At 31.8% G+C, this 15,232-nt stretch carries 24 protein-coding genes and 1 tRNA gene; 22 read left to right on the plus strand and 3 right to left on the minus strand.

All coding sequences use genetic code 11. From position 1 onward, the window contains the following. The first annotated feature begins 12 nt into the window (after positions 1–12). From CLOLE_RS09465 to CLOLE_RS23255, 17 genes are all read left to right on the plus strand, one after another. Entirely contained in the window at positions 13–2,025 is a 2,013-nt protein-coding gene (locus CLOLE_RS09465; protein WP_013656886.1) for a hypothetical protein, read from the plus strand. Next, entirely contained in the window at positions 2,004–2,372 is a 369-nt protein-coding gene (locus CLOLE_RS09470; RefSeq protein ID WP_013656887.1) for a hypothetical protein, read from the plus strand. Before CLOLE_RS09465 ends, CLOLE_RS09470 begins: the two co-directional genes overlap by 22 nt. A gap of 32 nt (positions 2,373–2,404) precedes the next feature. Next, positions 2,405–2,569 (plus strand): hypothetical protein, encoded by a 165-nt coding sequence (locus CLOLE_RS22985; protein WP_157864051.1) that lies wholly within the window; start codon positions 2,405–2,407, stop codon positions 2,567–2,569. A 10-nt stretch (positions 2,570–2,579) separates the two neighbouring features. After that, complete coding sequence (locus CLOLE_RS09475) at positions 2,580–3,605, plus strand: hypothetical protein (RefSeq protein WP_013656888.1); 1,026 nt, start codon at positions 2,580–2,582, stop codon at positions 3,603–3,605. After that, on the plus strand, positions 3,599–3,778 hold the full coding sequence (locus tag CLOLE_RS09480) for a hypothetical protein (RefSeq protein WP_013656889.1): 180 nt from the start codon (positions 3,599–3,601) through the stop codon (positions 3,776–3,778). Before CLOLE_RS09475 ends, CLOLE_RS09480 begins: the two co-directional genes overlap by 7 nt. Then, positions 3,778–3,924, plus strand: a complete 147-nt coding sequence (locus CLOLE_RS22990) for a hypothetical protein (protein ID WP_013656890.1) — start codon at positions 3,778–3,780, stop codon at positions 3,922–3,924. The genes CLOLE_RS09480 and CLOLE_RS22990 overlap by 1 nt, the downstream gene beginning before the upstream one ends. A 554-nt stretch (positions 3,925–4,478) precedes the next feature. Further along, positions 4,479–4,796, plus strand: coding sequence for a hypothetical protein (locus tag CLOLE_RS23590; RefSeq protein ID WP_013656891.1), 318 nt, complete (start codon positions 4,479–4,481; stop codon positions 4,794–4,796). Between the two features lie 21 nt (positions 4,797–4,817). Then, positions 4,818–5,123, plus strand: coding sequence for a hypothetical protein (locus tag CLOLE_RS09490; RefSeq protein ID WP_013656892.1), 306 nt, complete (start codon positions 4,818–4,820; stop codon positions 5,121–5,123). Positions 5,124–5,146: 23 nt separating this feature from the next. After that, the gene (locus CLOLE_RS23350) at positions 5,147–5,287 is read left to right on the plus strand and encodes a hypothetical protein (RefSeq protein ID WP_013656893.1); all 141 of its coding nucleotides are present in this window, start codon (positions 5,147–5,149) and stop codon (positions 5,285–5,287) included. Between the two features lie 68 nt (positions 5,288–5,355). Beyond that, on the plus strand, positions 5,356–5,553 hold the full coding sequence (locus tag CLOLE_RS09495) for a hypothetical protein (protein ID WP_013656894.1): 198 nt from the start codon (positions 5,356–5,358) through the stop codon (positions 5,551–5,553). 16 nt (positions 5,554–5,569) lie between these two features. Then, the gene (locus tag CLOLE_RS09500) at positions 5,570–5,833 is read left to right on the plus strand and encodes a flagellar basal body-associated FliL family protein (protein ID WP_013656895.1); all 264 of its coding nucleotides are present in this window, start codon (positions 5,570–5,572) and stop codon (positions 5,831–5,833) included. A 6-nt stretch (positions 5,834–5,839) separates the two neighbouring features. Then, on the plus strand, positions 5,840–6,130 hold the full coding sequence (locus CLOLE_RS09505) for a hypothetical protein (RefSeq protein WP_013656896.1): 291 nt from the start codon (positions 5,840–5,842) through the stop codon (positions 6,128–6,130). 5 nt (positions 6,131–6,135) lie between these two features. Continuing rightward, positions 6,136–6,828: a M15 family metallopeptidase gene (locus tag CLOLE_RS21825; protein ID WP_013656897.1), complete on the plus strand. Its 693-nt coding sequence runs from the start codon at positions 6,136–6,138 to the stop codon at positions 6,826–6,828. A 329-nt stretch (positions 6,829–7,157) separates the two neighbouring features. Continuing rightward, the gene (locus CLOLE_RS23355; protein ID WP_013656898.1) at positions 7,158–7,331 is read left to right on the plus strand and encodes a hypothetical protein; all 174 of its coding nucleotides are present in this window, start codon (positions 7,158–7,160) and stop codon (positions 7,329–7,331) included. Continuing rightward, the gene (locus CLOLE_RS09515) at positions 7,331–7,939 is read left to right on the plus strand and encodes a hypothetical protein (protein WP_013656899.1); all 609 of its coding nucleotides are present in this window, start codon (positions 7,331–7,333) and stop codon (positions 7,937–7,939) included. The genes CLOLE_RS23355 and CLOLE_RS09515 overlap by 1 nt, the downstream gene beginning before the upstream one ends. 295 nt (positions 7,940–8,234) lie before the next feature. After that, a complete protein-coding gene (locus tag CLOLE_RS09520) occupies positions 8,235–9,119 on the plus strand; it encodes a hypothetical protein (RefSeq protein WP_013656900.1) in 885 nt (294 codons plus the stop codon). Then, positions 9,091–9,522 carry a hypothetical protein gene (locus CLOLE_RS23255; RefSeq protein WP_013656901.1) on the plus strand — a complete coding sequence of 144 codons (432 nt, stop codon included), beginning with the start codon at positions 9,091–9,093 and terminating at the stop codon, positions 9,520–9,522. Before CLOLE_RS09520 ends, CLOLE_RS23255 begins: the two co-directional genes overlap by 29 nt. Positions 9,523–9,790: 268 nt before the next feature. Here CLOLE_RS23255 and CLOLE_RS09530 read toward each other — a convergent pair whose 3' ends face one another. Then, positions 9,791–9,991, minus strand: coding sequence for a helix-turn-helix domain-containing protein (locus CLOLE_RS09530; protein ID WP_013656902.1), 201 nt, complete (start codon positions 9,989–9,991; stop codon positions 9,791–9,793). 614 nt (positions 9,992–10,605) lie between these two features. On the opposite strand from CLOLE_RS09530, the gene CLOLE_RS09535 reads away from it, so the two are divergent. Then, entirely contained in the window at positions 10,606–11,073 is a 468-nt protein-coding gene (locus tag CLOLE_RS09535; RefSeq protein ID WP_013656904.1) for a DUF5067 domain-containing protein, read from the plus strand. Positions 11,074–11,268: 195 nt separating this feature from the next. Here CLOLE_RS09535 and CLOLE_RS09540 read toward each other — a convergent pair. Both CLOLE_RS09540 and CLOLE_RS09545 read right to left on the minus strand, forming a co-directional pair. Continuing rightward, positions 11,269–11,341: transfer RNA gene (locus tag CLOLE_RS09540), tRNA-Thr, on the minus strand. A 93-nt stretch (positions 11,342–11,434) separates the two neighbouring features. Beyond that, positions 11,435–12,070: a lactate utilization protein gene (locus CLOLE_RS09545; RefSeq protein ID WP_013656905.1), complete on the minus strand. Its 636-nt coding sequence runs from the start codon at positions 12,068–12,070 to the stop codon at positions 11,435–11,437. A 163-nt stretch (positions 12,071–12,233) separates the two neighbouring features. On the opposite strand from CLOLE_RS09545, the gene CLOLE_RS09550 reads away from it, so the two are divergent. The 4 genes from CLOLE_RS09550 (at position 12,234) to CLOLE_RS22435 (ending at position 15,104) form a co-directional block, all read left to right on the plus strand. Beyond that, on the plus strand, positions 12,234–12,944 hold the full coding sequence (locus CLOLE_RS09550; RefSeq protein WP_013656906.1) for a LytR/AlgR family response regulator transcription factor: 711 nt from the start codon (positions 12,234–12,236) through the stop codon (positions 12,942–12,944). 12 nt (positions 12,945–12,956) lie between these two features. Next, positions 12,957–14,285 carry a sensor histidine kinase gene (locus CLOLE_RS09555; protein ID WP_013656907.1) on the plus strand — a complete coding sequence of 443 codons (1,329 nt, stop codon included), beginning with the start codon at positions 12,957–12,959 and terminating at the stop codon, positions 14,283–14,285. 85 nt (positions 14,286–14,370) lie between these two features. Further along, positions 14,371–14,976 carry an accessory gene regulator B family protein gene (locus CLOLE_RS09560; protein WP_013656908.1) on the plus strand — a complete coding sequence of 202 codons (606 nt, stop codon included), beginning with the start codon at positions 14,371–14,373 and terminating at the stop codon, positions 14,974–14,976. Beyond that, a complete protein-coding gene (locus CLOLE_RS22435) occupies positions 14,952–15,104 on the plus strand; it encodes a cyclic lactone autoinducer peptide (RefSeq protein WP_013656909.1) in 153 nt (50 codons plus the stop codon). Before CLOLE_RS09560 ends, CLOLE_RS22435 begins: the two co-directional genes overlap by 25 nt. The last annotated feature ends 128 nt before the right edge of the window (positions 15,105–15,232 follow it).

Consider the following 15,232-nt stretch of genomic DNA (forward strand, 5'->3'; position numbering starts at 1 on the left):
AGGAGTATATGAATGTTTACTTATCACTTGAAAGCACGCAGGTTAGATTTAAAAACAGTTGTATGGGATTTAAGTGCACTAGATTTCTTTAATAATGTAACAAATAGGCTTGTATCATATACTCTTGGTGATTCATATGTTTATTGGGATGCTACTATGGGTTACAACGATAGTGTCAAATATGAGTACATAAAATACAGGAATGCAGCAGGTAACATTGTAACAGTAGGGCAAGGCGAAAGTGTTGTAACGTATAACCATACACTTGATGGTCGTGTCGGCCTAGCTACTTTACCAAGTGGATATAATCCTCTTAATTTATTATCTCAAAATAAAAGTGATCCATATTTAGAGATAAGGTTTGCAGACTGGCACGAAATAAGAGAGCAGGAGACTACCTTTAATAATAATTTAGGGCAAGGAACGCATTTAGAGCTATCTGTAGAATATAAGGAAATAGCTATTAGTAATTTTGAAGTAACCAGAGATCATGCAAATGAAAGATACATGATAAAAGTAAAAGCCAACTACCTTGAAAAATATACAGTAGAAGTAATAAATGTAAATGAACTAGAAGGCAATAAGACAGCTATTACCTTAACATCTTTAGAAGAAATATCATATATCCCAGAAAAATACTTTAAAGAAGGTAGCAATATCTTAAATGTTACAGCCTATAACGGAACAAAAACAGCCTTTAGAACGCTTACAATAAGCCACATTACCCCAACTTTGACTGAGGTTTCAATCGAAAATGAAAATGGATTAATTGACAACATAACAACAGTAACTTGGACAAGCAAGAACCAAGGTAAAGCTGAAATATACAACAATGATAAGTTAATTAAGTCAGTGGGGACAGTTACGGTTGCAGTTTTACCAAAAGGAACACTAAACGTAGGCAAAAATAAAATAGAGGTAAGAGTATATAACGTTGGAGATAGCAATGTTATTAATAGCATTGTTAGTGTGTCAAAGGTTAGTACTATTACACTAGCTAGGATATTACCATCTATAGAAAAGAATAGTTTTTCAATCAATGATACAAATACGGACAACGTTATCACAGCTGCCTGGAAATCTACAAATCAAAGTAGGTTTGGAATTTATCAAGGGGATAGATTAATTAGCACAGGAGTAAGTGGACAAACAGTAGATATAGCCAGGGGTACATTAAGCATAGGAAGTACTAACCTAAAACTAGTAATTTACTACGATAGTGGCTTTGACACCGTTCAAGTAGAAGAAGTTATAGCAACTGTATTAACCCAAAATACTCCTATAATATACAATCTAGAACCTAGCAACCTTAACATTAATATAGATGAAATTGTCAATGTTACTTTTGCAACAAATGAATTTTGTGATAGTTGGGAACTAACAGCAGCAGGATTAAATACTAAGGGAACTGATGCGAGAAGTGTAAGCTTTGGTAAAGAAGTATTTAAGCAAGGCAAAAACGAAATGACATTAAAAATATTCTATAGTCCTAAGTATAACAATGAGATTCGCACAGCTACTAAGAAGGTAACATTTACAGGTTATGGAACCCCTAAAACTCCTATATTTGATGGTAATGTTTTATATTCCACAGCTACACCACAATTAACATGGGAATCAATAGATCAAGTAGAAATACATCTGCTTATTGTTGAAGCAGAATCAGAAGAGGTTGTTCAAGAAAAGCTAGAATTTACAGAAGATAAGTTTGCCACGTTAGAGACATTAGAGGATGATAAGACATACATTGCTACATTAGCTGTTAAAAATAAGTATGGCCTATGGAGTGAATATGCAAAAAAGGAATTTCAAACAAAATTCAATGACATTATTCTTCCTACATTTGATTTATTTGAAGCTGAGACAAGTGTATTCATAACAATAGGTGGAATACAAGATCCTAATTTTAAGGCTATAAGTATTTACAGAAAGAGTGAAAGAGAAGATGTGTGGACTGAAATAGCTGATGATTGTAATATCGAAGACACTATTAGAGATTATATGTGTCCAGCAAATTTAAAATAGCTTATAAACTTAGGGTGTACGACAAAAATAATGCATACAAAGACACAGAAATAAAAACTATATCTATTAGTTTAAGCAGCTACATTTTAACTAATCTAGAGAACGCAGAAGATGTATATATGATTTTTGGCACACCTAGTTATAAGTTCAATGGTGATTTTGTAAGTAAGCTGTATGCAGGGCAAAGAGCTCCTAGGACATTTAAAGGAAAAGTACAATATAAAACAGGAACCTTCAGAACAGCATTAAAAAATGCAGATGCATACAATCTAATAGACTTTATAGAGAATAGTAACGAGTATAATTTATTCTGTTTAAGAGACCAACGAGGAGAAAATTATATGTAATTGCTAAACTGGAATCACAAGATCCAAAAGGTTTGAAGAGATTGTCTGTAAGTTTTAGCTTTACAGAAGTGAACTTTATAGAGTCAAAGATGTATACAGGAAGTGGATATAAGAAAATTTCATATCTAAACGGAGAATATTATCTAGATGGTTCAGTAGACTTAAGTGGATATGACTTAAGTGTAACACTAGAGTAGGAGGAGTCATATGCAACAATACAATACGCATTATTTTAAATATTATGCCCTAGACTCAAATATGGCTAACCCTACTGTAGTAAATTGCATAGAAGATGGTGGAACAGTAAGCTATAACAGCTTAGATAGTCTTAAGACAAATGCAAGATTAAAAGTATCATTGGATACAAGTGAGATATTTGATATTAAACGAATAAGAATATGCAGTGTTTTGAATGGCAACGAATTACCTTGTGGTACATTTCTGGTAGCGACTCCAAGTAGTCAATTTGAAAGTGCAGTGCAGAGCATAGATGTAACTTGTTATAGCACTTTATGGCCTGTAAAGGTTGATAAATGCGACACTAGGTATTATGTGCCATTAGGTACTAATGCAGTTAATGAAGTAAAACGTATACTAGGAAGGTTTGGGTATCAAGTGATTATCCCAGACAGTACTAAGACTACTAGCGTTAATCAAGAGTGGGAAATAGGCACTAGTTATCTTGAAATAGTGAACAGCTTACTTGATAGTATAGGCTACACAAGCTTATATGTAGACGTATATGGCAATTATGTAGCTAAACCTGACATACTTCCAAGCTTAAGGGAAGCAGAAATTATATATGATTCAGATGATATTAATAATATCATTGAGCCTAGTGCCGAGAGCGAATTAGATTTATTCAATGTCCCCAACAAGTTTATACGCTATGTGAATAGTCCAGAAGTAGACCTTACAGCAGTATATATAAATTCTCGAGGTATAACAGGTACCGAAGCTACAGGAATAGTAAATGTAGATTCACAAGAGGTTAATGACGCATCAGATTATGACACCTTGTATGAGCTATGCAAAAAAGCAGCTGAAGAAGCTACAAGTATTTATCACAAGGTTACTATTTACACTGCAATTAATCCCATTCATTTGTTTCTGAACTGTCTCCATCTTAATCATTATCAACTACGAGGGAAGTTTATAGAAACAAGCTGGGATATAGAGCTTCAGACCGGAGGAACTATGACACATAACTTAAGGGAGGTAATAGCGTGCTAAAGTATGCAAAAATTACAACTCTAAATGAAAACGAATGTAAAGTTACATTTATCGGGGAGACAGTAGAAAGTCAAATGCCATATTATAGGTTAGCAACATATTCACCGCTTCTAAATGATATGGTTGCGGTTGATGATGTGGCAAAAATCATAATTGGGAAGGTGGTGAAATAGTGAGTGAATTAGTATTTAATGAGGAAATTAAGCAACTTACAGTAGACAATAAGAACTTTGCAGATTTATGGAACGGTGTTCATCAAAAATTACTAGAGAATACCAAGTTTAATAAGAAAAAATTGAAAAACTGTTTAATGATTTAAATGATGTATTAGCACAGTTTGATGGCTACTTAACAGCAGATGAATTATATGCATTATTAGAGAAGGGAATAAAGGGAGATAAAGGAGATCCATTTACTTACGAAGATTTTACAGCAGAGCAATTAGAAGCTTTAAAAGGCGAAAAAGGGGATGTAGGGGAACAGGGGCCACAAGGTGAAAAAGGTGAAGATGGGATAACATATACATTCACATTTGAAGATTTAACAGAGGCACAGAAAGAAACCTTAAAAGGCCCACAAGGGCCACAAGGTATACAAGGAGAAAAGGGCGAAACAGGAGCACAGGGCATACAAGGCCCTAAAGGAGACAAAGGAGAGCAAGGTATACAGGGGCCACAAGGTGTACAAGGCCCTAGTGGAGCAACAGCAATTAATGATGCTTCAACAGCAACAAATGCTATATGGAGTGCAAATAAAACTTATACAGAAATTGAAGGTTTAAAAACTACATCTGTTAATGGAAAAACACAAGTAGCAGTCGCTATTAACGGAAAGCTAGGCACAACATTAACGGCTGCTACTTCATATGCAGATATGGCTTATTACATAGGACTCTTAGGTCCAGCATTAGCATTTAGCCTATCTAGTGCAACTCCAATATATAATAGTTCAGTTACTTTAACTGGTAATGTATTTCTTGTTATTGGTGGTGCTATTAGTGTTAATACTGGTGCATTCAAGGCATGGTATGGAATAACTATTTCTACTTCTGGTAGTTCAGTTGTTTTTTGTCCTGGGATGGGTGAAAGTGACGTCGCACATAATGCATATTTAATTATTTCTAATACTGGTAGTTTAACTTTATCAAGAAGGTATTATTCTAGTACAATTAATGCTTATGTTCTAGCGTGATAAATTTTAAGGAGTGATTTTATGACAAGATTGTTAATTTGCAAAGACTCAGAGCAAAACGTAATTATAGTGCAACAACGATTAAATGAAACAGATAATATTACTTACTCTATTATAGATAACCCACCAGCAATAGAGGAAGTAGAGGGCAAGATTGGAAAATACTCATTAGATGAAAATGGAAATATTGTCGTTGTTTATGAGGATGTCCCCAAAACAGATATTGAGCTTTTAAGAGAAGAAAACACACAAATTAAAGAAAGTAATGCAATGCTTAATCAAGCAATTACAGAGCTAAGTTTAGTTGTTTCTACACTTATGGCATAGCCAAATAAAAAGGAGATGATTTTATGGTATTTACAAAGAATAGTGCACTAGTAAAAGTATGGGTAGGAAATGTTCAGTCTGGGCTTTATACAAAGGAACAGGTACCTAAAATTTTTAATCTACAAGAGGTAGTTTGGGAAGTCCTAGAAGAGAGTACAAAATAATTTAATAGGTAGGCATAAAGAAGCAGCTTAATATGCTGTATTTTTTATGTCTTACAAGGAGGTATTAAATGAATCAAGATGGAACGCCTACAGCAGTTGATATGGTTCAGATTAGTGAGAAATTGGCTAGAATTGAAACGCTCTTAAGCGAAAAGGTTGGTAGTTTAGAAAAGAGAGTTGGGCAACTAGAAAGTAATCAGAGGTGGCTTATACTGTTGGTGGTTGGCTCTGTAATTTATGCATTATTAAGTAAAGTTGGTCTATAGAAATTGGAGGAGTGCTATGACAGAGGAAGAAAAAGAAATATTAGATCAGGCAGAAGCTATCAAGAAAAAAGAAGCAACTAAAGTAAGGCAGAAGAAAAAGGGTAGATTCATGAAAGGCATCATTATAGGTGTCTTTCTTTTTTTACTTGTTTTCATAGGTGTCGTACTATGGCTATTCTATAAGACTGGTAGTGAACCAAGTACTCTTATAGCTAGCGTGTTTGCAGTAGCAGTAGGTGAATTTAGTATCTTGGGTAGCATCAAGAAAAAGAAAGGATGATGTAGAATGTTAGAGTTTTTATGGACAGCTTTAGTGGTAGTAGTATTATTGTTTTTAAGTATGGTAGTTATTCCAGTTATCAAGAAGTATTCCAATTTAGAGTATTGGGTTAAAGCAGCTATTGCCTATGCAGAGACACAAATCACAGGTAATAAAGTAGGGGAAGATAGGCGAGAGTACGTTTATAATTTTCTTAGGAAACGCTTTAAATGGTTTGATGAGAAAGCACTTAGATTACTTATACAGGGGACGTTCGATATTATGAATCGAGAGGGACTGGTGAACAGTGAGAGGTGATAATTATGGATGTAACCACAGCATGTAGAGATATGAATCAATTATCAGCACAAGCTCAAAAGGCTTGTGCTCTTTTTTTAGAAGAATGTAAGAAGCAAGGCTTAAATGTACTTATTACAGAAACATACCGTTCTCAAGAACGCCAGAACTGGCTATATGAACAGGGAAGAAGTAGAGGTGGCAAGGCAGTTACCTGGACAAAGAACAGTCGTCATACATCACGTAGAGCTTGGGATATTTGTAAGAATGTTAAGGGCCAAGAATATAGAGATAAGACATTCTTTAAGAAGTGTGCAGAAGTTGCAGCTCTTCTAGGAATCACTTGGGGAGGGGAGTGGAAGAACTCGCCAGATACTCCTCACTTTGAAATAGATAAAGAGTGGAAAGTTCCAGTATTTAATGCTACCACGGATAATGACCTATTCAATGCAGTAAGTAGCATTATTAAAGGTGGCGTACAGTTAACATTTAATGCGTGGAAACGCTTAGATTTAATTAAGCTTAACAATGTACCAGCATTAGTATGCAAGCTCGCAGGAATCGAAATAGATGGTTCTGTAAGTGATGCACAATACAAACAGGCTATAGATAAGTTAGTGCTCTTAGGAGCTATTTCACAACGTTTAATATGGGATGAAAAAAGATATACAGTTAACAATGTTAGATCATTGCTAATTAAGTTTAGTAAGTTGGGGTAGGGCCAAAAGCCTTACCCTTCTTTTTTTGTGCTAAAACGTAGATTTGTTTTAGAAGTGAAGAGAAAATACCGATATATCCATATAAATAATCATATAAAAGCTTGATTTTTACAAAAGAATCAGAAAAAAAGCGGTATTCCGTATTAAATTTAAGCTAAAAATCTTTACAAATCCGATAAAGTGGGCTATGATTCAGTTAAGCGAAACAAGAGGACACCAATACTAAGAGTTTTACTTAAGTGAAGTTATATTAAACTTTTTCGGCAAATGAAAAAAAATGTATAGTATGAAGCTAGTAGTGCATACTATATTAGAAAAGGGGTGATTGTATGGCAACTAAGAGTATTTACAAGAACGTAACTATTAAGAATAGAACACTAAGCCATGCACTAGTTAGGGCACTCGAGAATGCATCAGGGAAGCAAAGTAAAGAAGTACGTTTAAGCAAGGAATGCCGAGAACTTAAAAAAGATGAGATAAAAAGTATTTTTGGAGCTATGTAATGAAAGGGTATGTACAAGTTTCCTTAAAAGATATGATTCAAGAACTAGGAGAGAGTAAGGTAAAATCTATACTCTCTAATTTTTCGTGTCCACTTAATGAAGATGTAGAATATTTTCTTAAATATAAAGCAATTGAATTCGCAAAACAAAATATAGCTCCAACTCACCTAGTATTTGCATCATATAAGGACAAGCTAGAACTTGTAGGGTACTTTTCGCTTACTATAAAAACTATGTCCGTTGCAATAAATAGTTTAAGTAGTAAATATAGAAGTAGAATTAGAAAATTTGGAAACATTAATCCTGATTTGAAAGCGTATTTAATTCCAGCTCCATTAATAGCTCAATTAGGAAAAAATTATACTAATGGGTTAAATGGACTTATTACTGGAGACGAACTATTAAAGTTGGCATGTGACAAGATATCTATTGTACAGCAAGATGTAGGTGGGAAGGTTGTATACTTAGAATGTGAAGAGAAGCAAAAGCTAATCGATTTTTATTCTGAGAATGGATTTGTAAGTTTTGGAAAAAGGTCGCTTGATAAAGACGAAGTAGACAAGATGGATGGGAAATATCTTATACAAATGCTTAAGTATATGGATTAACTTAATGATCCATCAATCCTTAGTACATAATAAAAGAATAGTTTGTTTAAAAGGTTAGATTTTTCTAGCCTTATTTTTGTGGAAGTGAAAATTATAAAATTAATTTGACAGTTATAATTAGATAATTACAGAGATTTGTATAAATTTCAACATTTATATAAATTTACAAAAAATATTTTTTATTAAAAATTTTATATAAATATTAAAAAATATGTAAATAAGTATTATTATTTAATTATCTTAAAAAATGGCCATTTATACTAAGATAATTAAATAAAAAGGAGTTTGCTATAATATGAAAAAATTAAAGGGGAAATCTATTTTAAAGAAAGTATCTATTTTGTTTTTAGTGGGTTCGTTATTTACAGGAAACTTGTATGCAGCTACAATACCTAGTAATAATGCTTATACTACAACTGACGATATTTGGGATTCTATTAAATGGGAAGAGGTTGGAAATAAGATAATAGTTACCCAATATGATGAAAACAATCAGTTAGTTGAAAGATGTACATATGATAAGGTCACAGAGGAAGCTACATCATATACTCCAGACAAGGGAGAATGCGAGTTAATATTGCCTGAAATAAAAGCAGAGGAAATACCTGTAGTTAATACTTTAAATTCTAAAGACACTGTAATATCCAGAGCTGCAGCAGTACCTTCAGGATATACATACATATCAACTGTAGGAGCTGAAGTTTTTGGAACAAGCAAGACCAATAATATGGATGTTTATTATAAGGTAGTTAAAAATGGACAAACAAATTACACAATTCCTAGTTATACAGGAACACTTGCTAACCTCGTAATAGCAGTTGTTGCATCACTCTACTTACCTGAGTTAGCAGCAAAAAAATTCATTAGTGAAATAATTAAAGGTGGTATCGCTGTTTATGTAAGTAGTAACATTCTTAATATTGCTTCTTCACGTACATGGTCAGCTATTGAATACGGATATAATTATTTTGCTAGAGATCAAGTGGATTCTTCAAAGTATGCATATTGGACTAACGGGGGATATAGATATGAAATAAATGATATAGCTTACTCAGGGGCTAAAACTATCTATTATGATGGGTATTCATATACAGGAAGTAAGACGGATAATACATATTGGTGCATATGCGATACTTTAGCAACAAGAGTTTATGGCGATAGCTGTAATATTACTCTATAATATTACAAAGAAGTGTGATAATATTACATATATCACACTTCTTTTAAATGGGGGGGTTCTATTGGTTATAATAGGTGTTATATGTTTTATTATACTGATTATTAATATCTATAATTTCAGCAAACTCATTATAAAAAGTTTAAAGTATGATGAGGATTTTACAGAAGATGAAGATAAAGGGAAATTTGAGTACTGCCTTTTTGGTGTTGCCATAGTTATGTTTGCACATATATATGGTGGAGATATATTCTATGTTATTTCAACATATTTTTCGCTTCTATTATTATTATGTTTTATAGTAAGTAAATATAAAAAGAATGTGAAATTTAATTCACAAAAAATACTAAAGATACTAATTCCGTTTTTTGTATTCGCATTATTAAGTTTTATATTTTTAAAATAGAGCCAGAGTAAATATGGAATATTTAAAGGGTGATAAGTTAGTCTATAGTTGTTTTAGTTACTAATACTTATTAATATAAGGATATATTATATATCCTGTAATTTTATATGATAGAAAGAATAAAGTTGATTATACTATGAATTATGTGGACATATTCCTACAAAGGAAGGGATATGGTTTTTGATGTGTAGAAATTTAAAATAATAATAAAAAGATAGTTTGTAGAACTGGATTCCTCCAGTTCTTTTTTTATGAAAGAAAAAAGCAGCTATTCAGCCACTTTTTCAAAAGTAATATTCATTTTATATCCTAACGCATTAGCCATTTCTTCAACCTTACTTATTGTTGGGTTATTTTTATTTAGTATATTAGTTATGTTTTGATGGCTTGTATCCATTAATCTTGCTAAGTCAGAAACCTTCAGGTCTTCTTGTGCAAGTAATATTCTTATTTCTTTAGATATATCCATATTTATCAGCTCCTTTGTATATTATTATATATGCATTGATATAAAAATACAATATATAAATTTAAAAATAAAATAAAAAAGTTGTAAAAAGTATTGACAATACAACTTAAAAGTTGTATAATTATATTATAAAGGAGGTGAGGAAATGAGTAGGAAAAAACATAAGCAAGACAATAAAAAAGAGTCCTTAATACTTATATCAGCTTTAATTAATCTAGTGATTGCCCTCATAGGATTAATAAAAACACTGATAAGCTAAGAACTCCACCTAGAGAGGGAAACCTCTCTAGGGTTTATAAAAATTATAAATCACCTACTCATTAAAAGCAATGACTATCTTAATATTAATTTTAACAGCTTTAAACACGATCAATGTTATAACTCCAATGCCATTATGGTACAGAATTGCAATGTTAATATTTTCAGTCGTAGTTCTAGCAGCAGCAATACGAAAGAGAAAGTAAATAAATCTTGCTTATAATATAATCAATTGACCATACTTCAGTGAAAAGAAGTATGGTCTTTTTGTGTATAGAAGTTTTAAAAAGGTTGAATAAGATACAATAAAAGTGTAGAATTATTTTAAATTTTATATTATTAAGGGTGGGGGATTTATGAAAAAATATATACTATACATTTTTATGGCATGTATCCTTTTAGTAGGGTGTAGTTCAGGATCAAAGATAATAACAGAGGATAAAAGCTTTGATATTTTTGAAGGTGAGTATAATATATCTGTAGAAAATATTAGCGTAGAAGATGATATATTAAACGTATCAATAAAATATGAAAATAATAGTGAAGAAAATGAATACTTTGGTAATGTTGCAGATGTGAAAGCTGTTCAAAATGGGAATGATTTATTAATTGATGCTGGCAAAAGTAGTGATGAAGCTCAAATTTCTAAGAAGATAAAGCCTGGTACATACACCACTATCTCATATGCTTTTAAACTTGATAATAAAAAGAATAATGTAACTATAGAATTATATGGTGGACAAATAGGTGGTGGATATATAGGCAGTATGGATAGAATTAAAGATGGCAAAGAAGTAAAGTATGTAGAAGTAAAAGTAAAATAATATAGTAGCTTGTAGCCTAATTGGTTACAAGCTATTTTTTGATTGCAAAAATATAAGAAAAATAAACTCATAGTTTTTAAATAGCTATCAGGTTATTTATCTTATATTAACTTATTTATACAACGATTTACTGACATATTTACTGACAAAAAATAAAAAGGATACAAGTAATAACTTGTATCCTATGAATATCAAAGCTCTCAACGGGACTTGAACCCGTGGCCTCCACCTTACCAAGGTGACGCTCTACCGCCTGAGCCATGAGAGCAGAGCGCTCTTTGTTAAGCGCTTTATTATAATAGCATGTAGGATGACGTTTGTCAACATTTACCTCTAGAAAAAATGGCTATTTAAGGGTTACTTAATAACCTAGATTTTCACCTACTAGAATGACTTTAATACGACCAGTTGGTTTACTATTACGTGTAATAACTGTTTGCATACAAATACAGTCTGGGCTTAAACAATCGTGACAAACACCAGTTAAGGCACAAGGTGTGTTTTTATTAAGGCGAATAGCGTTCTGGGGACAAGCTACATTATGTATACGAGAAAGAGCTTCTGTTTGATTTCTAGCTACTTTATTCATGCCAGCAATAATAATGACTTGTTTAGGTCCATAAATAAGTGAAGCAACACGATTACCAGTACCATCAATATTGATAAGTTCCCCCTCAAGAGTGATGGCATTTGTACTCATAAAATAGGTATCAGCAAAAAGTGCACGATGATAGAGTTCTTCTACTTGCTCACTAGGCACCTTGGAACGGTCTAATAGGGTATAACATCCTGCTGCTTCTAGAGTAGGAATAAGATCTATTTCAGCCAATGTCATAGAGCCACCCCAAGAAATAAGTTCACTATTTTTTAAAAAAGAAAATGCTTTTTGAACGGCTTCTTCCTTAGACGATACATAATGGCCTTCTATATGGCGCTTTTGTAAATTCTTTATAAGTGTTTCAGCGGTACGTTCATAATAAAGTGAAGTGATGGTCATATTTTAACCTCCTAAAAATAGTTACAGTTTATTTTATTATAACATAGTTATATAGCCACGTGTAAACATAGTCAATGTTGTAATGTGTCAAATATGAATAAAATATGAATTAAAAATGTTGAAAATAATACAAAAATTGTATAGAATTAAATGGGGTGATTGGATGATTAACTTAATAATATGTGATGATAATAAGGATTTCTTAGAATCTGCCACGCTATATATTGAGTATTATCTATCAGTATTGAATGTAGATATTAAAGTTCATCAATTTTCGTGTAGTGAAGCTTTTATAAAGGTGTTCAATGAAGTGCCTTATTTTTTTGATATAGTCATTTTAGATATAGATATGCCTGGAAAAGATGGAATAGAAGTTGCAAGATTAATAAGAGAGATTAATCAGGAGCTATTAATTGTATTTTTAACAGGGATAACGACACGGGTTTTTGAAAGCTTTAAAGTTGGTGCATTCAGATATGTACGTAAAAGTCATTTTAAAGAGGAAATCGAAGAGTGCATTCAGAGTGCTTTAAAAAAGATGAGAGCGCAGACAGAATGCTATATAATTAAAACAGAGGAAGGATGGCTTAAATTATTAGTTAAAGATATTATGTATTTTCTGTGTGTCAACCGGCATATTGAAGTACATACGATTCAAGCATGTTATAAAACAACGATACGGCGTATGAAGGATGTTGAGGAGCAATTTGAAAATAAGAGTTTTACGAAAATTCATAGGGGTTGCATGGTTAATTTAGGTTACATAAAGACTATAGAGGAACAGAAGGTTATTTTAGATAATAATGAATTACTGGTTATGAGTAGATATAGAATGCAACAGGTTTTTTCGGCATATAAAGATTATATTAGGTAGGGGGAATTAAAAATGAGAGATTTGATATGGGTGGTGCTAGAATTTGGTATAGGATTAATAGAAATGATTATTTATCTTAGCTTTTTGGCCCCAAGACTTTATAATGTGAAGAAGACTTCGAGTATAAAAAAAATAGGTATAAGTATAGTTGCAAGTGTAATTATGTATTATATGGGTGATTTACAGATTCCGTTTATTATAGGGCTAATGCTTAAAATGGGAATTATTTTTGCAACAGGACATGTAATTTTTCAATCCAGTCTACAAGATGAAATATTGTACACATTATTTTTCTTGGTTATTGTGTATTTGATAGACTTTCTAGTGATTGCGATAATGGGAGGCAATAAATATACAGTTACTTCTAAAGATAATTCAGAACTAAGTGCATTCTACGTACAATTAGGTCTTATAAGCAAGTTTATTCTATTTGTTTTTACTAAGGTTTTCTTTAAAGTAGATTCTAAGAAGAGAATTTGTTTTACACCACAAGTTAACATTTTAATGTATACCAGTTTTGCTATTGCATTGGTAAGTGCTTATGCATTGAGTAGTGTATTTTTTAATCTTATTGGGAAAGGGACTTTTATTATCAATCTGTGTATAACAATAGCGGCATTGGGGATTTTTTGTGATAACACTATTATTTATTTTGTTGTACAAAAGCTAAGTGAATGGTTAGAAAAAGAAAAAGAATATGAGGTAGTACAGTATCAAAATGAAGTACTTATTAAAGAAACTTTAGAGAAAGATGAAATGAACAAAGAAGTGCGTAAGATTTGGCATGATTTTAATAATCATATGAGCTGCATAGACATGCTTTTGCAGATGGAAAATATAGAAAAAGCAAGAGAATATATTAAGAATATGAATGCTAGTTGTCAAACCACTTATATGGGAATAAGGACGGGAAATGAAATGGCAGATGTAGTTGTTAACCAAAAATTTATGTTAGCTAAAGCAGAAGCCATAGAGCTCATCGTTAAAGGAGAGTTACAAGAGGAAATACGAATAAATCAAATGGATTTATGTGCACTTTTATGCAATAGTTTAGATAATGCAATAGAGGCGTGTCGCCAGATAGAAGATAAAGAAGAAAGGAAGGCAAGTTTATTTTTAAAGATGTACAAAGATTATTTGCTAATTGATGTTACTAATAGTGTTAAAGAAGAAGTAGATAAAAATAAGAAATTAGTTACAACTAAAAGTGATAAGAAGAGACATGGAATAGGAATGCTTAGTATGAGAACAGTTGTAGAAAAATATGGTGGAAATTTAGAATGGAAGTGCGAAAATAAGCAATTTTTCTTATCAATCATAGTTAAAAATATTACTATTTGACTATTCGCGCCAAAAAAACATACTATTCGCGCCAATTTACGCATTTGTAAAAAAATAGTATTATAATATAAACAGAGGTGAAAAAATGTTGCAAATTATATGTAATCGTATATCAAATAAACTAGTTTTATACAATATTATAGAAAAAGAAGAGCAATGTATATACGATTATGGCATTTATTTAACCTTAATGACGATTATTACAACTAGTACAATAATAGTTCTGGGTTTTCTTTGGGGAGAAATAGGACTGACTATAGTATTTCTTTTAGTACTAGCTAGTATGCGTCACTATACCGGCGGTTATCATGCAAATCATTATTGGCAATGTTATCTATTATCATGTATGTCGTATTGCACAGTGATGTATTTGGTGGTAAACAATATGCTACTAAATAGTGTAGTGTTAGTAGTGCTAGGTGGAGGAGCTATGATTTATAATCTAGTTGTTGGCTCTTTAAATAGTGATAAGAATCCTAAAACTTCTAAGGAAATGTTACAAAGAACCAAGAAAGCAAGGTTTATTTTTGTATTGTATGACATTGTAAGCATTGTAGGTGTTTTATTTCACCTAGGTGAAGTCGGCATATGGCTAATTATAATTTGGAGCCAAATCATTGTTATGTTTTCACTTCTTATTTTTCAAATTCAAAGGAGGTATTTCAAATGGAAATTAAAAAAACAATGTTAAGAGGTATTGCAAAAACAGCTGAGAAAGCAGTAGAAGGAGCAAGTGGTTCTAAGTCATTAGTTTTCTTCTTTGAACCAGAAATGCCAAAAGCATTAAAAGAAGCGAAATTCGGTAAAAATAACAAATAATACATAATGAAAAATAAACTCATAAAAAGATGTTTTCATGTAGAAACTGACTCTATAGAAAACATCTTTTTTTTGACCTTAAAAAGCTGTTTAGGTATAATAGAGAAGTTAAAATTTTACAATAAAGA

Source organism: Cellulosilyticum lentocellum DSM 5427, assembly GCF_000178835.2.
Classification (GTDB): Bacteria; Bacillota; Clostridia; order Lachnospirales; family Cellulosilyticaceae; genus Cellulosilyticum; species Cellulosilyticum lentocellum.

Coding starts and splice junctions, on each gene's coding strand:
- CLOLE_RS09465 (WP_013656886.1), top strand. CDS start 13: ATGTTTACTTATCACTTGAAAGCACGCAGGTTAGATTTAAAAACAGTT.
- CLOLE_RS09475 (WP_013656888.1), top strand. CDS start 2,580: ATGCAACAATACAATACGCATTATTTTAAATATTATGCCCTAGACTCA.
- CLOLE_RS23590 (WP_013656891.1), top strand. CDS start 4,479: ATGGCTTATTACATAGGACTCTTAGGTCCAGCATTAGCATTTAGCCTA.
- CLOLE_RS09490 (WP_013656892.1), top strand. CDS start 4,818: ATGACAAGATTGTTAATTTGCAAAGACTCAGAGCAAAACGTAATTATA.
- CLOLE_RS23350 (WP_013656893.1), top strand. CDS start 5,147: ATGGTATTTACAAAGAATAGTGCACTAGTAAAAGTATGGGTAGGAAAT.
- CLOLE_RS09495 (WP_013656894.1), top strand. CDS start 5,356: ATGAATCAAGATGGAACGCCTACAGCAGTTGATATGGTTCAGATTAGT.
- CLOLE_RS09500 (WP_013656895.1), top strand. CDS start 5,570: ATGACAGAGGAAGAAAAAGAAATATTAGATCAGGCAGAAGCTATCAAG.
- CLOLE_RS09505 (WP_013656896.1), top strand. CDS start 5,840: ATGTTAGAGTTTTTATGGACAGCTTTAGTGGTAGTAGTATTATTGTTT.
- CLOLE_RS21825 (WP_013656897.1), top strand. CDS start 6,136: ATGGATGTAACCACAGCATGTAGAGATATGAATCAATTATCAGCACAA.
- CLOLE_RS23355 (WP_013656898.1), top strand. CDS start 7,158: ATGGCAACTAAGAGTATTTACAAGAACGTAACTATTAAGAATAGAACA.
- CLOLE_RS09515 (WP_013656899.1), top strand. CDS start 7,331: ATGAAAGGGTATGTACAAGTTTCCTTAAAAGATATGATTCAAGAACTA.
- CLOLE_RS09520 (WP_013656900.1), top strand. CDS start 8,235: ATGAAAAAATTAAAGGGGAAATCTATTTTAAAGAAAGTATCTATTTTG.
- CLOLE_RS23255 (WP_013656901.1), top strand. CDS start 9,091: ATGGCGATAGCTGTAATATTACTCTATAATATTACAAAGAAGTGTGAT.
- CLOLE_RS09530 (WP_013656902.1), bottom strand. CDS start 9,991: ATGGATATATCTAAAGAAATAAGAATATTACTTGCACAAGAAGACCTG.
- CLOLE_RS09535 (WP_013656904.1), top strand. CDS start 10,606: ATGAAAAAATATATACTATACATTTTTATGGCATGTATCCTTTTAGTA.
- CLOLE_RS09545 (WP_013656905.1), bottom strand. CDS start 12,070: ATGACCATCACTTCACTTTATTATGAACGTACCGCTGAAACACTTATA.
- CLOLE_RS09550 (WP_013656906.1), top strand. CDS start 12,234: ATGATTAACTTAATAATATGTGATGATAATAAGGATTTCTTAGAATCT.
- CLOLE_RS09555 (WP_013656907.1), top strand. CDS start 12,957: ATGAGAGATTTGATATGGGTGGTGCTAGAATTTGGTATAGGATTAATA.
- CLOLE_RS09560 (WP_013656908.1), top strand. CDS start 14,371: ATGTTGCAAATTATATGTAATCGTATATCAAATAAACTAGTTTTATAC.
- CLOLE_RS22435 (WP_013656909.1), top strand. CDS start 14,952: ATGGAAATTAAAAAAACAATGTTAAGAGGTATTGCAAAAACAGCTGAG.